General features: G+C 62.9%; 18 protein-coding genes. 7 read left to right on the top strand and 11 right to left on the bottom strand.

Going from position 1 to position 17,400, the window contains the following annotated elements; translation table 11 throughout:
- Positions 1-269 precede the first annotated feature (269 nt).
- The 3 genes from GJB56_RS12450 to GJB56_RS12440 are packed head-to-tail and all read left to right on the top strand — an operon-like array spanning position 270 to position 3,129.
- Positions 270-1,379, top strand: a complete 1,110-nt coding sequence (locus GJB56_RS12450; RefSeq protein ID WP_031333613.1) for a Re/Si-specific NAD(P)(+) transhydrogenase subunit alpha — start codon at positions 270-272, stop codon at positions 1,377-1,379.
- Positions 1,379-1,702, top strand: coding sequence for an NAD(P) transhydrogenase subunit alpha (locus GJB56_RS12445; protein ID WP_003941319.1), 324 nt, complete (start codon positions 1,379-1,381; stop codon positions 1,700-1,702). Before GJB56_RS12450 ends, GJB56_RS12445 begins: the two co-directional genes overlap by 1 nt.
- Complete coding sequence (locus GJB56_RS12440) at positions 1,702-3,129, top strand: NAD(P)(+) transhydrogenase (Re/Si-specific) subunit beta (RefSeq protein WP_020908350.1); 1,428 nt, start codon at positions 1,702-1,704, stop codon at positions 3,127-3,129. The genes GJB56_RS12445 and GJB56_RS12440 overlap by 1 nt, the downstream gene beginning before the upstream one ends.
- Before the next feature lie 358 nt (positions 3,130-3,487).
- On the opposite strand, the gene GJB56_RS12435 is transcribed toward GJB56_RS12440, so the two are convergent.
- Genes GJB56_RS12435 through pdhA form a run of 5 tightly spaced genes read right to left on the bottom strand, consistent with a single transcriptional unit; the run spans position 3,488 to position 8,681 of the window.
- Positions 3,488-4,141 (bottom strand): hypothetical protein, encoded by a 654-nt coding sequence (locus tag GJB56_RS12435; protein WP_113684054.1) that lies wholly within the window; start codon positions 4,139-4,141, stop codon positions 3,488-3,490.
- A 29-nt stretch (positions 4,142-4,170) separates the two neighbouring features.
- Positions 4,171-5,376, bottom strand: a complete 1,206-nt coding sequence (locus GJB56_RS12430) for an MFS transporter (RefSeq protein ID WP_019749231.1) — start codon at positions 5,374-5,376, stop codon at positions 4,171-4,173.
- A gap of 10 nt (positions 5,377-5,386) precedes the next feature.
- Positions 5,387-6,622, bottom strand: a complete 1,236-nt coding sequence (locus GJB56_RS12425) for a dihydrolipoamide acetyltransferase family protein (protein WP_113684055.1) — start codon at positions 6,620-6,622, stop codon at positions 5,387-5,389.
- Complete coding sequence (locus GJB56_RS12420) at positions 6,619-7,596, bottom strand: alpha-ketoacid dehydrogenase subunit beta (RefSeq protein ID WP_113684056.1); 978 nt, start codon at positions 7,594-7,596, stop codon at positions 6,619-6,621. The genes GJB56_RS12425 and GJB56_RS12420 overlap by 4 nt, the downstream gene beginning before the upstream one ends.
- Positions 7,593-8,681, bottom strand: a complete 1,089-nt coding sequence (pdhA, locus tag GJB56_RS12415) for a pyruvate dehydrogenase (acetyl-transferring) E1 component subunit alpha (RefSeq protein WP_069147274.1) — start codon at positions 8,679-8,681, stop codon at positions 7,593-7,595. Before pdhA ends, GJB56_RS12420 begins: the two co-directional genes overlap by 4 nt.
- Before the next feature lie 221 nt (positions 8,682-8,902).
- Here pdhA and GJB56_RS12410 point away from each other — a divergent pair, with 221 nt between their 5' ends.
- Positions 8,903-9,931 carry a phosphotransferase family protein gene (locus GJB56_RS12410; protein WP_020908344.1) on the top strand — a complete coding sequence of 343 codons (1,029 nt, stop codon included), beginning with the start codon at positions 8,903-8,905 and terminating at the stop codon, positions 9,929-9,931.
- Here GJB56_RS12410 and GJB56_RS12405 read toward each other — a convergent pair.
- Genes GJB56_RS12405 through GJB56_RS12395 form a run of 3 tightly spaced genes read right to left on the bottom strand, consistent with a single transcriptional unit; the run spans position 9,928 to position 12,122 of the window.
- Complete coding sequence (locus GJB56_RS12405; RefSeq protein ID WP_020970085.1) at positions 9,928-10,377, bottom strand: acyl-CoA thioesterase; 450 nt, start codon at positions 10,375-10,377, stop codon at positions 9,928-9,930. The two genes, GJB56_RS12410 and GJB56_RS12405, sit on opposite strands and share 4 nt — an antisense overlap.
- Positions 10,374-11,612: a benzoate/H(+) symporter BenE family transporter gene (locus GJB56_RS12400; RefSeq protein WP_113684057.1), complete on the bottom strand. Its 1,239-nt coding sequence runs from the start codon at positions 11,610-11,612 to the stop codon at positions 10,374-10,376. The genes GJB56_RS12405 and GJB56_RS12400 overlap by 4 nt, the downstream gene beginning before the upstream one ends.
- A 36-nt stretch (positions 11,613-11,648) precedes the next feature.
- Positions 11,649-12,122 (bottom strand): Lrp/AsnC family transcriptional regulator, encoded by a 474-nt coding sequence (locus GJB56_RS12395; protein WP_113684058.1) that lies wholly within the window; start codon positions 12,120-12,122, stop codon positions 11,649-11,651.
- Positions 12,123-12,224: 102 nt separating this feature from the next.
- Here GJB56_RS12395 and GJB56_RS12390 point away from each other — a divergent pair, with 102 nt between their 5' ends.
- Together GJB56_RS12390 and GJB56_RS12385 are read left to right on the top strand one after the other, a co-directional pair.
- Positions 12,225-12,848, top strand: coding sequence for a LysE family translocator (locus GJB56_RS12390; RefSeq protein ID WP_003941342.1), 624 nt, complete (start codon positions 12,225-12,227; stop codon positions 12,846-12,848).
- Positions 12,849-12,870: 22 nt separating this feature from the next.
- Positions 12,871-13,707, top strand: coding sequence for a sulfurtransferase (locus tag GJB56_RS12385; RefSeq protein ID WP_113684059.1), 837 nt, complete (start codon positions 12,871-12,873; stop codon positions 13,705-13,707).
- A gap of 1 nt (position 13,708) precedes the next feature.
- Here the strand turns inward: GJB56_RS12385 and GJB56_RS12380 are convergent, their stop codons facing one another.
- Both GJB56_RS12380 and GJB56_RS12375 read right to left on the bottom strand, forming a co-directional pair.
- Positions 13,709-14,170, bottom strand: a complete 462-nt coding sequence (locus GJB56_RS12380; RefSeq protein ID WP_003941357.1) for a DUF6328 family protein — start codon at positions 14,168-14,170, stop codon at positions 13,709-13,711.
- Between the two features lie 13 nt (positions 14,171-14,183).
- Positions 14,184-15,002 (bottom strand): shikimate 5-dehydrogenase, encoded by an 819-nt coding sequence (locus tag GJB56_RS12375; protein WP_113684109.1) that lies wholly within the window; start codon positions 15,000-15,002, stop codon positions 14,184-14,186.
- 127 nt (positions 15,003-15,129) lie between these two features.
- Between GJB56_RS12375 and GJB56_RS12370 the strand changes: the two genes are divergently transcribed.
- Positions 15,130-16,704, top strand: coding sequence for a molybdopterin-dependent oxidoreductase (locus tag GJB56_RS12370; protein WP_113684060.1), 1,575 nt, complete (start codon positions 15,130-15,132; stop codon positions 16,702-16,704).
- Here the strand turns inward: GJB56_RS12370 and GJB56_RS12365 are convergent.
- On the bottom strand, positions 16,691-17,326 hold the full coding sequence (locus GJB56_RS12365) for a TetR/AcrR family transcriptional regulator C-terminal domain-containing protein (RefSeq protein ID WP_113684061.1): 636 nt from the start codon (positions 17,324-17,326) through the stop codon (positions 16,691-16,693). The genes GJB56_RS12370 and GJB56_RS12365 overlap by 14 nt on opposite strands.
- Between the last annotated feature and the right edge of the window lie 74 nt (positions 17,327-17,400).

The following is a 17,400-nucleotide window of genomic DNA, read 5'->3' as shown; positions in this document are numbered from 1 at the left end:
CGCCTCTTCGTCTTTCGGCCGTTTCAAATAGTGGAATAGCCCGCCATTCGAGTGTGATCGGCGCCACAGTAGGCTTCTCAAGGTATGTCCAAACATACTGTTCGGACTCGATTCAGATGGAGAAAGTGCGTCGTCGGTTTCCCTACGCCGCGGTAACTCTGGCTACTATCAGTCACCATTCACCCAAAAGCGGGTCATCTTCCGCTCATCACATGCTGGTTGCCGCTCGTCGCAGCAGGCGAACCACCAACCGCAGAAGGTAATGGAAAATGGAAACATCGAAGAGCGCACAAGTGCGTCCGACGGTCGGCGTCCCTCGAGAATCGAGTGATGGTGAGCGTCGGGTCGCATTGGTGCCGAAAATTGTGTCCGCTTTGATCGGCAAGGGCGTCGACGTGGTCGTCGAGTCCGGGGCCGGTCTCGGGGCGTTGATTCCCGACGAGTTGTACACCGCTGCCGGCGCGAAGATCGGCGATCCGTGGACTGCTGACGTCGTGGTCAAGGTTGCGCCCCCGTCGACAGAAGAGATCGCCCGGATCAGTACCGGCGCGAAGCTCATCGGTTTCCTGAATCCGCGTAATGCGGACAACCGCATCGCCGAGTTGAAGGCCGCCGGCATCGAGGGATACGCCGTGGAGGCGATTCCTCGTATCTCCCGCGCGCAGGTGATGGACGCGTTGTCCTCGCAGGCGAACGTGTCGGGGTACAAGGCTGTTCTGTTGGCAGCATCGGAGTCGACGCGGTTCTTCCCGATGCTCACCACCGCTGCAGGCACGGTGAAGCCTGCGACCGTTCTGGTGCTCGGAGTGGGTGTGGCAGGTCTGCAGGCGCTGGCGACAGCCAAGCGCCTCGGTGGCCGCGCTACCGGGTACGACGTGCGTCCTGAGGTCGCCGACCAGGTGCGTTCGGTGGGTGCACAGTGGCTCGACCTCGGAATCGATGCGGCGGGTGAGGGTGGATACGCCCGCGAGTTGACCGACGACGAGCGAGCGAAGCAGCAGCAGGCACTCGAAGATGCGATCAAGGGCTTCGACGTTGTGATCACCACTGCTCTGGTTCCGGGTCGTCCGGCGCCGCGCCTGGTCACCGCTGCCGCGGTCGAAGGCATGAAGCCGGGCAGTGTCGTGGTCGACCTCGCGGGTGAAACCGGTGGTAACTGCGAGCTGACCGAGCCGGGTCAAACCGTCGTCAAGCACGGCGTGACCATTTGCTCTCCGCTGAATTTGCCGGCGTCCATGCCTGAGCATGCGTCCGAGTTGTACTCGAAGAACATTTCCGCGCTGATCGAACTGATGCTCGTCGACGGTGCATTGGCGCCTGATTTCTCCGACGAGGTTCTGGCCGGTGCGTGCGTCACCCGTGAAGAGAAGGGCGCCTGATGTACACATCACTTCTGGCGAACATCGCGATCCTGGTGTTGTCCGGGTTCGTCGGTTTCGCTGTGATCTCCAAAGTTCCGAACACCCTGCACACCCCGTTGATGTCCGGCACGAACGCCATCCACGGCATCGTCGTCCTGGGTGCGTTGGTCGTCCTGGGCAAGGTGCACGATCCCTCGATCGGGTTGCAGATCATCTTGTTCGTCGCGCTCGTCTTCGGAACCGTGAACGTTGTCGGTGGTTTTGTGGTCACGGACCGCATGTTGGCGATGTTCAAGGCCAAGCCGGCCGCCAAGTCTGTGTCGAAGGATGGTGACCAGTAATGGAATACCTGGTCAATGCGCTCTACATTGTCGCGTTCTCGATGTTCATCTACGGCCTCATGGGCCTTACCGGCCCGAAGACCGCAGTCCGCGGCAACCAGATCGCCGCGGTCGGCATGCTCATCGCCGTCGTTGCAACTCTGATCTCCATTCGTGATGCGGAAATGGGGAACTGGATCCTCATCGCTGCCGGCCTTGTCATCGGTGTCGTGCTCGGCGTCCCGCCGGCGCTCCGCACGAAGATGACGGCCATGCCGCAGTTGGTGGCACTGTTCAACGGTGTCGGCGGCGGCACGGTCGCGTTGATCGCGTACGCGGAATTCCTGGACTCGGACGGGTTCACCGCTTTCCAGCACGGCGAGTCGCCGACGGTGCACATCGTCATCGCTTCGCTCTTTGCCGCGGTGATCGGATCGATCTCCTTCTGGGGCAGCGTGATCGCGTTCCTGAAGCTGCAGGAAACTCTGCCTGGTCGTCCGATCGGAATCGGTAAGCTCCAGCAGCCGCTCAATGCTCTGCTGCTCATTGCCGCCGTCGCGTTCTCGGTAATCATCGGTATCAAGGCGATCTCACCGGAAGGCCCGACCAGCTCACTGTGGATCGTCGGCGTGCTCGTACTCTCGGGCATCCTCGGACTGATGGTCGTGCTGCCCATCGGCGGCGCGGACATGCCCGTCGTCATCTCGCTGCTCAACGCTCTGACCGGTTTGTCAGCTGCTGCTGCAGGTTTGGCGCTCAACAACCAGGCGATGATCGTCGCCGGCATGATCGTGGGTGCTTCGGGCACCATCTTGACCAACCTCATGGCCAAGGCCATGAACCGGTCCATCCCGGCCATCGTGGCCGGCGGCTTCGGTGGCGGCGGCGAAGCGCCGACCTCCGACGGCGTCGTGCGCACGGCAAAGGCGACCTCGGCCGCCGACGCGGCTATCCAGATGGCCTACGCCAACCAGGTCATCGTCGTACCCGGATACGGACTTGCCGTCGCGCAGGCTCAGCACGCGGTCAAGGACATGGCGAAATTGCTCGAGTCGAAGGGCGTCGAGGTCAAGTACGCCATTCACCCGGTCGCCGGCCGTATGCCTGGTCACATGAACGTTCTTCTCGCAGAGGCGGATGTCTCGTACGACGCGATGAAGGAAATGGACGACATCAACGACGAGTTCTCTCGTACCGATGTCACCTTGGTGATCGGCGCGAACGACGTCACCAACCCGGCGGCGCGCAACGATCCGAGCTCACCGATTCACGGAATGCCGATCCTCAACGTCGACCAGTCGAAGTCGGTCATCGTGCTCAAGCGTTCGATGAACTCCGGTTTCGCCGGTATCGAGAACCCGCTCTTCTTCGCGGAGGGCACCTCGATGCTCTTCGGTGATGCCAAGAAGTCGGTCTCCGAAGTAACCGAGGAACTCAAGGCGCTGTAGCGCTCGAGCTCGGAAGGGGCGTCCACTCGTAACCACGAGGGGGCGCCTTTTTCGTGTCCCTGTGCTGAAACGGCTTCTTGTGCTGAAACGACAAAGGCGCCTGGTCCGAGACGAAACTCGGAACAGGCGCCTCTGGCGACGTTTTACGGGACCTCGGGGGTTTCGGGGTCGGAAGAGAAGCCGGAAAGTAGTTCGATCAACTTCTGGATCAGTTCGAGCGGGTTCAGATCTTCGAGGCTCACGGTAAAGACTCCTTCGCTGTGGAACTACTTGATTCGGACATTTCAGAACATACGTCATGCCCCGCCGTCGCGGGAGGGCTTAACGGCGAGAATCTCTGAATCACAAAGATTTAGGACTAAAGTCGGATGCTCCGGTGCCTTGAGAACGCGATTGCAGCCGTATCCGGGCGTAGCGCTTCACGTTTCGCGGCGATGGGCGATCGCGCCATCAAAATGGCTGCAGCACAGGCCCATACCAGAGCGATCAGAACGCCAGCTATCACTCCGAAAAGGCCGCTCATCTCGGCGGCCAGTGCGCTGGCACCGATCGCAGCAACCCCCACGAATCCGAGACCGGCGACTACCGGACGCCACTGCGGGGCAGAGATCAAGATCGCCGAGCAGTACAGCGCGGTCGCCGCTGCCACATGACCGCTGGGCAACAGGTCCTGGGGCACATCGCGGAGCCAGGAACCGAATGCCGCATTGGTGAGATTGGCGCCCATTCCGAGGAGCAGGATCGCGCCGATGCCGTATGGCAGTCCGCGGACCATCGAGACGACGGCCAGAGCAGTAGTGGCTGCGAGTACAGCGGTGACGTCGAATCGGCCTACCGTCCACTCGGCAAGTGCGCGCACCTGTTCGGGGACGCTCACCCCAGGCGAGGTGGGTCGCACGAAATACAAGACGCCCAGCGCTACGACGGCGATCGCAGCAAAGACGAGGAAGCGAGTGGTTGTGGAGGGAGCGGGGTGCTGGGTGGAGGTCGAGACGGTCACGAGTACCAGCATCCCTGTTGAGTCTGTGCCGATCGTGAGGATCAGCTGTGAGGTCTGTAGGCGGTCGGAGAATCGCGCCGAACGACACCCGCACAAGCCGCTGCGACCAGGACGCATGCAAACGGGATCAACATTGCTGTGGTGAGAGGCACAAGCGTGGTGACCCAGCCGATGGTTGCCGGACCGGCGAGGAATCCGATGTATCCCATGCCGACGACGCGAGACATGTTGGTGCCGGCCGAACCTGAGCCCAGATTTCCCGCCGTTGTGAAGATCTGCGGAATGCATCCCGACAGGCCGGCGCCGAACAGCGCCCAACCGAGCAACGTCAGTGGTAGCCAGCCCGACACCACGACGGTCAGCATTCCGATGGACGAGAGCAACGCACCGTAGCGAACCACTGCCACCGGGCCGACTGCCGCGCTGATCCGATCCGCGGTGAATCGGCCGACGGTCATCATGGCGGAGAATGCACCGAACGACAGTGCAGCAACGGCATTCGAGACACCCAGATCTTCCTTGACCTGCAGTGCGCTCCAGTCGTTTGCCACTCCCTCGGCCAGCATCAGAACAAAGGCGAGGGTTCCGAGGGCAAGTACGCGAGCCGAGAATCTGCCGTGTGTCTTTCCGGTAGTCGACGCGGTTTCGGCATGCACGTCGACGTGAGGGAGCAGGGGTCGCGAGCACAACCAGACCGCGAGCAAGCCGATTGCCGACGCGATGCTGAGCGTGACGTACGGCGGAAGATCCAGTGCGAGAGTGCCGAATCCGATGACGGACCCTAATACGCCGCCGACCGAGAACATGCCGTGAAAGGCCGCCATGATCGGGCGCCGGTACAACTGTTCGGCCTCGACAGCCTGTGAGTTCATCGACACGTCCAACGCGCCGTTCGCGAAGCCGAATACAACAAGTGCGGCGCCCAGTTGCCAGGTGTTCGTGGCAAATCCCGGGCCGAGAGTGGCGAATGCCAGCCCGCTACCCGCCAGGATGACCATGCGCCTGCTGCCGTATCGATCGGCGAGCGGACCGCTCAATTGCATACCGGCAATGGCCCCGACAGCAAGTAGGAGAAGCAGTGAGCCGAGCGTCGAGTGACTGATTCCCACACGGTGTTCGATGGACGGAATGTGGACGACCCACATCGCGAGCAGAAATCCGTTGATGCCGAAGATGCCGAAGATGCCGGCCCGGGCGCGTACCAGGGCGGAGGTGGGGACTACTCGGTCGGTGGGGTTGACGCTCACTCGTTCCTTTTTACAGGTGAGACAGCAACAGGTCCGGGTCCGCGAGCATCTGTGCGACAAATGAGAGGAATCTCGCGGCCTGCTCACCATCGAGTATCCGGTGGTCGAACGTCAACGTCAGTGTCGCGACGCTCCGCGCTTCGATCTTGCGCTCAATTACCCAGGGACGCTCGCTCACTGTGCCCAGGCAAAGGATGACGGCTTCTCCCGGATTGAGGAGCGGAATGCCCCCGTCGACGCCGAAGACTCCGACATTGGTGATCGTGACGGTGCCACCGGTCAGGTGATGGACATCGGTCACTCCCGCGCGGGCAGCGACGGTCAGTTCGGTCACCGCGCGTGCAAGTTGGACCAGGCTCAGCGTCTCGGCGCTTTTGATGTTGGGCACGGACAGTCCACGTTCGGAGGCGACGGCGATGCCGAGATTCACGTGATCGTCGATGACGGCGTCGCCGCGGGCCTCGTCCCAATGCGCGTTCACCATCGGGTGCGACGAGATCGCCGTAACCAAGGCCTTGGCCGCGAGAGTCAGCGGAGTGAGAGAAAGCCCGGTGAATGCGTCCGAGGGACGGAGCCTGCCGAGTAGTTCCATCGAAGGCGTGACATCGGCGGTGAGGAAGACGCTGGCCTGAGGGGCACGGGTACTGGCGACCATCGCCGACGCCATCTGTTTCCGCATGCCGGACGAGACCGGCTGTTTCTGCATACCGGATTCGGCCGGCCGCGGAGCTTCATTCGACGCGGCCTTCAAACGAAGCGCGTCTGCGACGTCCGCTGCCGTGACGGCACCGTCGAATCCACTTCCGGTGATTTCGCTCAGATCGATGCCGGCTTCGCGGGCCGCGCGCCGCGCCGAGGGTGTTGCGGGCCGACGCTCGGTACTCGCCGCGGTTTGCGAGTGTGGCGTAACCCTGTTCCGTCGTCGGCTCGGTCTCTCGGCCGCGGGTCCGTATCCGACCAGCACGCTCGGAGACTGTGAATCACTTGGAGACGGTGAATCTGCAGGCTCCTCGATTCGGATGATCGGAGTGCCGACCGGGACGGTAGAGCCAGGTTCGACGAGGAGTTCTCTGACAACGCCGACGTAGGGCGACGGCAGTTCGACAAGAGCTTTGGCTGTCTCTACCTGGGCGAGAACTTGATTGAGTTCCACCGTGTCGCCGATGCCGACCGTCCATTCGACCAGATCGGCGGACGTCAGGCCCTCGCCGAGATCCGGCAACCGGAATTCGTGCCCGGTACTCATGCTGCCAGCGTCCGGTCGAGTGCTGCGAGGATCCGGTCGGCGTCCGGAAGGTGAAATCGCTCGAGCTTGGCGGGCGGGTAGGGGATGTCGAATCCGGTGACCCGCAGGATCGGTGACTCGAGCTGATAGAAGCAGTGTTCCGCGACGTGTGCTGCGATTTCGGCGCCGACTCCGAGAAACTTCGGCGCCTCGTGGACGACGACCAGCCGGCCTGTCTTTTTCACCGACGCCTCGATCGTGTCGAAGTCGATGGGGGAGAGTGAACGCAGATCCACGACCTCCAGATCGTGGCCTTCTTCTTCGGCGATCCGCGCGGCGTCGAGCGCGGTGGCGACCATGGATCCGTACGCAACTACTGTCGCGTCGTCTCCAGGGCGAGCGACGCGGGCACGGTGGAGCGGAAGCTCGGGCGCGGCATCGGTATTCACGTCGGCGGTATCCCAGTAGCGCCGTTTGGGTTCGAGGAATATCACCGGGTCGTCGGCCGCAATGGATTGGCGGATCATGTGAAAACCGTCGATCGGATTGCTCGGGTACACCACCCGCAGTCCCGCCGTGTGAGCGAAGTACGCTTCCGGCGACTCCGAATGATGTTCCACCGCACCGATTCCGCCGCCACTGGGAATCCGAATCGTCAGTGGCGCAGAGGCAGCGCCTCGGGTGCGGTAGTGGATCTTGGCCACCTGCGAGACGATCTGATCGAAGGCCGGGTAGACAAACCCGTCGAACTGAATTTCGCAGACAGGCCGATATCCGCGCAAGGCAAGACCGAAAGCTGTTCCCACGATCCCTGATTCGGCGAGGGGCATGTCGATCACCCGAGTATCGCCGAAGTCCTTCTGCAGGGCGTCGGTAACCCGGAATACACCGCCGAGACGGCCCACGTCCTCTCCCATGATGACAACGCGACGATCGTCTTCGAGTGCGCGTCGAAGGCCGGTGTTGAGCGCGGTCACCAGATTCATGACGGTCATGACGAAGCCCCTTCCATGCTGCGGAGATACGCGCGATGCTCTTCGCGTTCAACGTCGATCAGTGGGTGTGCCTCGGCGTAGACGTGATCGAAGAGCGCTGACGGGGGTGGATCGGCGAGCGCGATGGTTGCGCGTCGCAGTCCAGCTGCGACGTCGTCGGCCGCCGCCGCGATGGTGCTGAGTTCGTTTTCTCCGAGAAGATCGCGACGGCCGAGGAACAGACGCATTCGCTCGAGCGGATCGCGGCTTCTCCACTCCGACATGTCGGTATCGGCGCGGTACCTGCTCGGATCGTCGGACGTCGTGTGCGGGCCCATTCGGCAGGTGATCGCCTCGATGAACGTCGGGCCGCTGCCTTCGCGTGCGCGATTGAGCGCCGAGCGCGTGACTGCGAGAACGGCGAGGACGTCGTTGCCGTCGACGCGGATCGCGGGGATGCCGTAACCGATCGCCCGATGTGAGATGGGCGTGCGTGACTGGAGGGATACCGGTTCACTGATGGCCCACTGGTTGTTCTGGCAGAAGAAGACAACGCCGACACGGAAACTGGCGGCAAATCCCATCGCCTCGGCGATGTCGCCCTGACTTGTGGCGCCGTCGCCGAAGTACGCGATCGTTGCGATCTCGGCGCCGTCCAGGTGTGCGCCGAGTGCGTATCCGGTGGCGTGCAGCCCTTGGGAGCCGACGACGATCGCCGGATTGGTGACGTTGAATTGTTCTGGAACCCAACCGGAATGGGAGATTCCTCGCCACATGGTGGTCAGCAATTCGGGGGGAACTCCCCGGCAGTACGCGACGGCATGTTCGCGGTAGCTGGTGAACGCGAAGTCGTCTGGGGCGAGCGCTCTCGCGGAACCGACCTGGGCGGCTTCCTGGCCCAGCATCGGAGCCCACAAACCTATTTCGCCTTGACGCTGCAGGGCAACAGCTTCGGTGTCGATTCGGCGACACACGACGAGATCGCGATACAACGACAGCAGTTCGTCAGGCCCGATGTCTGTTATCAGACGGTCGAATTCGGGACGGCACACTCGTGCGCCGTTCGGTTGGATGAGTTGGACCGGATAATCGAGGTTGTCGATCATCTTCGCTCACCTCGGTTTCTGCTCATGCCCGGCGCGCCTCGTGAGTACGCCGCACAATCCCGATGTGTTGTATGCAGTTGTCGCTCTACCATCAGGATCCCCCTGATTGGGAAATCCGCAAGTATTTCCACTGCCGTATCAGGACCGGAACTGCGAACTGGCGAGTAACAAACGTGTCGGTACGGCCAACCGATCGGAATTCAACCGCTAGCATCGGTGCGGTGACTGCAGTCGGTTTGAACGAAGAAGCTGTTTCCGCGTGGATCGCCGAACTGGGGGTCGGCGCCACGACACCACTGACTTTCGAGAGGATCGGTAACGGGCAATCGAACCTGACCTACTCCGTGACGGATGCGGGCGGAGGACGGTGGGTACTGCGCAGGCCTCCACTCGGCACGTTGTTGGCGTCCGCGCACGACGTCGTTCGCGAGCACCGCATCCTGTCCTCGCTCCAGGGAACCAAAGTGCCGGTTCCGAAGATCCTCGGCATCACGGAAGATCCGGAGATCACGGACGCTCCGCTGGTCCTCATGAGCTACATCGACGGCGTTGTGATCGACGGCGTTCCAGTGGCTCAGAAGTTGACCGAGGACGAGCGTCGCGCGGTTGGATTGGCGATGCCGAAAACCCTCGCAAGCATCCACGGGGTTGACCTGGAAGAGACCGGCCTCGACGATCTGGCCAGCCGCAAGCCCTTTGCCGAGCGTCAGCTCAAACGGTGGTCGGCGCAGTGGGAGAAGTCGAAGACCCGCGATGTTCCTGACGTCGACCGGTTGGCCGAGATTCTGCACCGAAACATTCCGGAACAGAACGAAGTGACCTTGGTTCACGGCGACTTCCACCTCAACAACGTCATCACCGACCCGGTCGAGGGGCGCATCGTTGCCGTCGTCGACTGGGAGCTGTGCACGTTGGGGGAGCCGCTCGCGGATCTCGGTGCGCTACTCGCGTACTGGCCGGAAGCCGGTGACAAAGTTGCCGGTCCGTTCATGGCGTCCACGCTGGAAGGTTTCCCGAACCGCGACGAGCTGGTCGCTGCCTACGTCGAGGCGACCGGCCGCGACGTGTCAGCGGTCGGATATTGGCACGTACTCGCTCTGTGGAAGCTCTCGATCATCGCCGAGGGCGTGCTGCGACGCATTCTCGACGATCCGCGGAACAAAGCCGAGCACGGCGGCCCGACGGTCGCGCTGATCGACGGAATCGTCGCACGCGCCGTCTTGACGGCAGATCAGCTCGGCCTGAGCTAGTTTTCGGTCAAGGTCCCGGCTGCTGATCTGATCGCAGCCGGGATCTCCACCGGCTTACGGGTGTCGGCATCGACGTAGACGTGCACGAAGCGACCAGTCGCGGCCGGTTCCCAATGGCCGTTTTCGACCTCGTGGAATATCGCCAGGGCGTAGACGATGCTCTTGGTGCCCAACTTCTCGACGGAGATACCCACCTGCAACTGCTCGGGGAACGACAGTTCGCTCAGGTACCGGCACGACGTCTCGGCGACGACGCCGATGGCAGGCAGGGTGCGGATGTCGGTTCCAGTGGAAGACATCAGCCAGGCGTTGACCGCGGTGTCGAAGTACGAGTAGTAGGTCACGTTGTTGACGTGGCCGTAGTGATCGTTGTCGTCCCACCGCGTCGGGACGGGCCAGAGAACGGGAAACTCGCTGATCGACGGGGGCGTCTGCGCTGTGCTCACGGCTTCGACTGTAGTGAGGACTTTCGCGAGAGTGAGGGCAGGGTGGTGCCCTGTAGGACTGCACGCACGATCAGCCCCACCAACAGTGCCCAGAATGCCGAACCGATTCCCAGGATACTGACCCCGGATGCGGCGATCAGAAACGTGACCACGGCGCCTTCACGTTCACTCGCCTCGCTCAGCGCCGACGTGAGGGCGCCGGCAAGCGTTGCCAGGAGCGCCAGTCCGGCAACAGTTTCCACGACTCCGGCCGGTGCGGCGGCTACCAGAGCGGCCACCGCGGCCGCGCCGGCAGCGAGAACGAGATACGCCCAGCCTGCGGTGAAGGCAGCGATCCATCGACGTTTGGGATCCGGATGTGCGGTGGGGGCGGCGGCCAGAGCTGCGCTGATCGCCGCGAGGTTGATCGCATGGCCACCGGCCGGTGCGCCGACGATGGTGCCGATACCCGTCACGATCATCGGCGGCCGCCAGGGAACGGTGTAGCCGAACGAATTCATCACGGCCACACCGGGAATGTTCTGCGAAGCCATCGTGACGATGTAGAGGGGAATCGCAATGCCGATCATTGCTTGCCAGGTCCACGACGGCGCAGTGAGATCGATGCGGGGAATCATGGCGCCGGCGTCGAGCACTCGATCCGACGTGACGAGGCTGATCCCGATCACGACCGCTGCTGTGAGAAACGCGAGCGGAACTGCCCATCGCTTGGAGAAGCGCTGCGCGGCAAGCCAAACCAGGATGACGGGCGCGACCGCTGCCGGTGCGTCCCGGACGGCGATGATCGGCGCCAGGCACAACGGCATCAGAACCCCGGCGAGCATCGCTTGCGCGAGGGGCGTCGGGATTGCCGAGATGATCCTTCCGAGCGTCGGCCACAGTCCGGTCAGCACGATCGCGATTCCGACGACGATGAATGCTCCGACCGCGGCCGGCCACCCACCCTCGACCGCTCCGGCGCCGGCGAGCAGAGCGGCACCGGGCGTCGACCAGGCCAGGGTGATCGGCATCCGATACCGGCGTGAGAGCCAGAGCATTCCCAACGCTTGGGTCACACACAGAATCAGCAGTCCGGACGCCGCCTCGGTCGCGTCCGCGCCGACAGCGGCGAGGCCGGTGAGCACCACCGCGAACGAACTGGTGAAGCCGACGAGGGCCGTGACGATGCCTGCGCTCATCGGTTGCGAGTTGCTGCGAACGGCTTCCGGTTCGGTGGTATCTGTGGAGTCCGACATGGTCAGTGATTCTGCCCGACCCGCCCCAGACCCGATTTACCTGTCCGGTCGGATGGGTGAGGTGACCGCTTTGCCGTAGATGAGGTGCGTTTGGGCATGCCAGACTTCGGGATGTGCGGCGAGGTGGTCGATCAATACTCGCTGTAGATGCGCACTGTCACGGACCGCGACGTGGAGGAAGAAATCCTCGGGCCCCGAGACGTTGAAGAGCGCAAGCGTTTCCGGCAGCGCTAGCGCGTCGGCGGTGAACCGGTCGACGAGGTCGCGGCGGTGTGGTCGCAATTGAACGGCGATGATCGCCTGCATCGACCGGCCAACGGCTGCCGGATCGACAACCGCGTGGATACCGCTGATCGTTCCGTGGGCACGTAGGCGTCGTACGCGCTCGTGGCACGAGGAAGTCGCCAAGCCGACTCGATCGGCCAACACCTTGTTGGTGATCGACGCGTCGTTCTGCAATTCGGCCAAAATCTTCCAGTCCACCGGATCCAGAGGCTCATTCTTCGTCATCTGCCGAACTATATCCGGAGTCGTTTTGAACTTCCCGGATCCAGTTGCACACTCCTGGCATGAACATGTGTCTCGAATCAGCTCGGGTGTGAGGTATTTCGGATGAGTGTCGGTCAATGGCTCGCTTTCGGCTCCCTGCTATCCATCGTCCTGTTCACGCCGGGACCGGATTTTGTCCTGATCCTGCGTCATTCTCTGGCAGATCGTCGGACCGGCGCGGTGGTGGCCGCCGGTGTGATTTCCGGGCTCTTCGTTCACACCGCTGCCGCGTCACTTGGTCTCTCCGCACTTGTGGCGACACGGCCACAGTTGCTCTCTGCGCTCACATACGCCGGGGCGGCATATCTGACCTGGCTCGGCATCTCCGCGATTCGAAGTGCTTTCAAAGCCCGAGCCTCGGACGAGGGAATTCCGGCAGCGAAAGAACCGATCGCGGTCACCACGGCATTTCGCTACGGCTTCCTCTCGAACCTGCTGAACCCGAAGGCGCTGTTGTTCTTTCTCGGGCTACTCCCGCAATTCATCGAGCCGGGTGAAGGCGCAGGGCTGCGCACGTTGATGTTGGCGGGCGCGACGGTGGTCGCCGCGGCACTGTGGTGGGCGATCGTGGTGGTGTTGGCGGCCGGAGCCGGCAAGAAGCTGCGTCGTCCTGGCGTCGGCAAGCGAATCGACGTGGTGACGGGAGTGTTGTTGGTGGGTCTCGGTGCCTTCTTCGGGGTTGCATGAGTGGTCGTGTCAGGATGGGTTCATGACACTTCCCGTGCTGATCGACGTCGAAGAACTGTCCGCTCTCATCGAGGCCGGCGCTGCGCCGCGATTGCTCGATGTCCGATGGGCGCTGGGTGATTCGAACGGCGAGCAGCATTTTCGCGACGGCCATATTCCCGGCGCGGTCTTCGTGAACCTCGACGAGGAACTTGCCTCGCCGCCGTCGCCGGACAAGGGAAGGCATCCGCTGCCGAGTCTCGAAGACCTGCAGGACGCTGCGCGTCGTTGGGGAATCGACGACGGTGATTCGGTGGTGCTTTACGACGCCACCGGCAACACGGCCGCTGCCCGTGGTTGGTGGCTGCTGCGGTGGGCCGGGCTCTCGGATGTCCGACTGCTCGACGGCGGGCTACAGGCCTGGGAGTCCGCGGGACTGCCGTTGGCGGCCGGTATCGGTGAGTCGGTCACTCCGGGCAATGTGACTTTCACCGGCGGCAACATGCCGACGGTCGACATCGACGGCGTCGGCGACTGGACGCGTGCGGGCGGTGTGCTTCTCGACGCCCGAGCAGGGGAGCGGTACCGCGGCGAGGTCGAGCCGATGGATCCCGTCGCAGGGCACATCCCCGGTGCGGTGAGCGCGCCGACCGCGGAGAACATCACCGGCGACGGTCGGTTCCTGGACGCGACCCGCTTGCGTGAGCGGTTCGCCGGACTGGGCGCCGGAGACAGTGTCGCGGTGTACTGCGGATCCGGAGTAACTGCAGCGCATGAGATTGCGGCACTCGCGATCGCCGGTTACGACGCGACGCTGTTCCCGGGCTCGTGGTCACAGTGGTCGAACGACAGCACTCGCGCCGTCGACACCGGAGCCTGAGTCAGCTCTTGGTGCGATCAATGAATGACGGCACGAGAAACCACAGTGCCGTGAACATGATCGCGGCGCACGCTGCCAAAACCTTTGCGGCAACTCCGCCGACGGCGACCTCGGCGATCAACAGGACCGTGCCGGTCATGGAGGCGGCGAGAAAGGCTATGCCGCACAGGGCGAATCGGTTGGCGACGGGCAATATGTTCTCGCGGTGCCCACGGCGGAAGAGCATGCGATGCCAGACTGCGGGTGCCATCAGGAACCCGAACGAGATGGCAACAAGGATCACCGTCACCAAGTGGATGCCGCGGATGTACGCCGACGCTTCCTCGTAGCGTTCGGTGAATGCCACGGCCAGCAGGAAGGCAAACAGGATCTGAACACCAGAGAGCGCGACGCGCAGTTCTTGCAACAACTCGTTGAAGTTCCGCGCGAGTTGTTGAGGTGGAGTCTCCCCGGTCTCGTTCACGGCGACGTGGTTCCTATGCCCGTGAGTATTCCGACGCTCGCTGGATCTGCTCCGCGCTCGGACGCACGCCGGTGTAGAGCACGAACTGCTCGGCGGCCTGAAGGGCAATGACCGACGCTCCCGTGATCGCCGTCTTGCCGAGTTCGGTCGCCAACGCGATCAGTGGCGTGTTCGCAGGCATCGCGACGACGTCGAAGACGACATCGGCGTCGCGCACTGCTTGTTCGGGGAACGACAGTGCATCTGCTTCTGCGCCGCCGGACATACCGATCGGAGTGGCGTTGATCAGCACACCGGGACGAAGCTCACCGAGTTCGGCCTGCCAGTCGAAGCCGTAGTGCTTCGCGAGCGACGACCCCACTTGCTGGTTGCGGGCGATCACGGTGACGTCGGTGAATCCGGTGTCGCGCACCGCAGCGACGACTGCTTTTGCCATGCCACCGCTGCCGGCGACTGCGACGGACAGGCTCGTGTCGACGTCGTTGTCACGCAGCAGATCGGCCACCGCCTGATAGTCGGTGTTGTAGGCGTGCAGCACTCCGGACTCGTTGACGATCGTGTTCACGGAGTCGATGGCGCTGGCCGAATCGTGCATGACGTCGATGTGCTCGATGACCTGTTCCTTGAACGGCATCGACACCCCGCAGCCTCGAATCCCGAGTGCTCGTATGCCGGCGATCGCGGCGGGTACGTCTTCGGTGGTGAAGGCTTTGTAGACGAAGTTCAGGCCCAATTCCTCGTAGAGGTAATTGTGAAACCTGGTGCCGATGTTGCTCGGTCGCCCGGAGAGCGACATGCACAGGAGCGTGTCCTTGTTGAGGTCGACGGTCATCGTTCCCACTCTAATCGCGAGTTCGGCGTAGTTCTTGATGGAGGAGTGCACCCATCCGGATGTCCCGCAGCGCCGAATGTCGGGTATCCGATCGAAGCACCACTCGCACCGACAGAGCCGAGACGACATGGTCACGCAGAACATCGACGAGCACCCGAGCACCGAATCTCGTCCACCGCGTCGTAGATGGGCTGCTCACGCGATCTCCGGGGTCTTGGCCGCGGCTGTCGTCCTGGGCGTCGGTGAACTGGTGGCGCTGCCGATCAACCCGGACGCGTCGCCCTTCTACGCCGTCGGGGCAACGACCGTCGACCGAACCCCGGCGTGGGCTCGCGAGTTCGCGATCGACACCTTCGGCACCAATGACAAGCCGGCGCTGTTCATCGGAATGTCGATATTGATCGTTCTGCTCGGCGCGGTGGCCGGGCTGTTGGAACGGCGACGCCGCCCGATCGGCAGTGTCATCCTTGTTCTTCTGGGCGCGGTTGGTGTGTATGCGGCGATGCAGCGCCCGACTGCCGATGCGATGTACGTGTTCCCGACCCTGGTCGGTGTGGTGGCGGGCGTTGCAACACTGCGGCTGCTGATCACACAGTTGGAGGTGCCGCTCTCGCCTGGCGTCGCCGACTCGTGGTTGCCTCGTCGTCAGTTCCTTCTGCTGGCAGGTGCGGCGTTGGCCGTGGCTGCGGCAGCGGGTGCCGCCGGGAAGTTCGTGGGGCAGAGAATCGCCGGAGCAGTAGCGAATCGTGAAGACTTTGTCGTGCCCACCGCCGCTGACCCGGCGCCGCCGATTCCGGCGGGTGCGGACATCGCGATTGCGGGTGCGTCGACGTACATCACGCCCAACGACGACTTCTATCGAATCGACACTGCACTCCTCGTTCCGCAATTGACGACGGATTCGTGGGAACTGCGGATTCACGGAATGGTGGACCGCGAGATGACGTTGTCGTTCGACGATCTGGTGGCGCGAACGCCCATCGAGCGAGTCATCACGCTGACGTGTGTTTCCAACGAGGTGGGCGGCGTTCTGGCCGGGAACGCGAAGTGGATCGGTTATCCCATGAAGGACCTGCTCGACGAAGTCGGTGTCCATCCCGACGCCGACCTGCTCCTGTCGACCAGCGTCGACGGCTTCACAGTCGGCACCCCGGTCGAGATAGTCACCGACGGCCGTGACGCGATTCTCGCCGTGGCGATGAACGGTGAGCCGTTGCCGTTCGAGCACGGTTATCCCGTTCGGCAGGTAGTTCCCGGCCTGTACGGTTTCGTCTCCGCCACCAAGTGGGTGACGGAGTGGGAACTCACGCGTTTCGACAAGGTCGAGGCCTATTGGACCCAGCGCGGTTGGGGTGCGCAGGCACCGATCAAGACGTCCTCGCGTATCGAGGTGCCGGCAGCTTTGGCGCCGATCGAGCCGGGCCAGGTGCTGGTGGCGGGAACGGCCTGGGCGCAGCATCGCGGGATCGAGAAGGTCGAGGTTCGCGTCGACAACGGCGAATGGCAACCGGCGACACTGGCGCAGGAGTACTCGATCGACACCTGGCGTCAATGGTCGTGGATGTGGGATGCAGGCTCAGGTTTGCACACCGTGCAGGTCAGAGCGACGGATTTGGACGGGAACGTTCAGGTGGAAGAGCGCACTCCGCCGATTCCCGGTGGAGCCACTGGATGGCATACGAGGTCGTTCACCGTGAAGTGACAGGTAGATCCGAATGGGATTCGGTATACAGGCGGACGACGCACTGGGCCATCCATCCAGCGATCAGCGTTCGCAGGCCGAAGTCGAAGGTGTCGTCGGTTCGCAGTGGGTTCGCGGACTCACGCGTGACCTCGCTCGGGTTGGAGGATTGAGTCCACGCGACATCCGGCGTCGAGAGTTTCACGACGGATCCGAGAACCAGACTGTCCAGCGTGGAAATTGCGTGACGCGTATCGGTCGAATCGAAACCCCCGTCCGAAAATGCTTGAACCAGTGCAGTATCGATATCAAAAGTCACCTCGGTGCGGACGCTGCGTGTCATGAGTAGCGGGATGAGGCGCCAATGTTCGACGGCAGCTCGGCGATATGCCCACCCCCACGCGCTGATCCGTTCGCTCCACCCTGCGGGTGGGTGGGGGACAGAGATCGACGACATCACGCGGATGCGCATGAGTTCGACGATCTCGGATCGACCCGAAATATGTGTGTAGAGCGAAGACGGAGTCACGTTCAGTTGCTTGGCGATCCCGGGCATGGTGAAGTCGCCGGTTGCGTCGACAGCATCCAGAGCCGCGTCGGTGATGTTTCGCGTGGACAGTATCGGCTGAGTGGGACGCGGCATCGATTCTCCTGGTGAGGGATTCGTCGGCAATCTCGGACTTGATCGATTGATGACAACTCCTTGATTTCGGGAGC

The sequence above is a fragment of the Rhodococcus sp. AQ5-07 genome (assembly GCF_009707305.1).
Classification (GTDB): Bacteria; Actinomycetota; Actinomycetes; order Mycobacteriales; family Mycobacteriaceae; genus Rhodococcus_F; species Rhodococcus_F erythropolis.
Note: the sequence above shows the minus strand (reverse complement) of the source record. Positions and strands in the feature narration are given on the sequence as shown.